Genomic DNA, 265 nt, shown 5'->3' with positions numbered 1-265 from the left:
CAGGTCTTCAGGCTGTCCGCCCGCCTCGCGCAGGGTGGTGATGACGTTGGAGAACGCCTGCGTGAACTGTTCCACGATGCCGCCGGGAACGATGTTCATGTTCTTGTCCAGAGCGGTCTGCCCGCCCAGGAACACGGTGTTCCCGGCAAGAATGCCGTGTGCGTAGCCGGATGGTTTGGCCAGCGATTCCGGGTTGATTGTTGTGTGGCTCATGCTGTTCCTCCTCGTTGTGGCAACTGCAAAAACTTTTGGAAAGCCTCTGTGC

The 265-nt window shown here is 58.9% G+C and carries 1 protein-coding gene; it reads right to left on the bottom strand.

Features of this window, described 5'->3' with window-relative positions; translation table 11 throughout:
* The coding region (locus SB725_RS31815; RefSeq protein ID WP_410923435.1) for a RidA family protein at positions 1–213 on the bottom strand (213 nt) is incomplete at its 3' end.
* Positions 214–265 lie beyond the last annotated feature (52 nt).

The organism is Pseudomonas sp. SIMBA_041 (assembly GCF_046535095.1).
GTDB classification, from domain to species: domain Bacteria; phylum Pseudomonadota; class Gammaproteobacteria; order Pseudomonadales; family Pseudomonadaceae; genus Aquipseudomonas; species Aquipseudomonas mucoides.
Note: the sequence above shows the minus strand (reverse complement) of the source record. Positions and strands in the feature narration are given on the sequence as shown.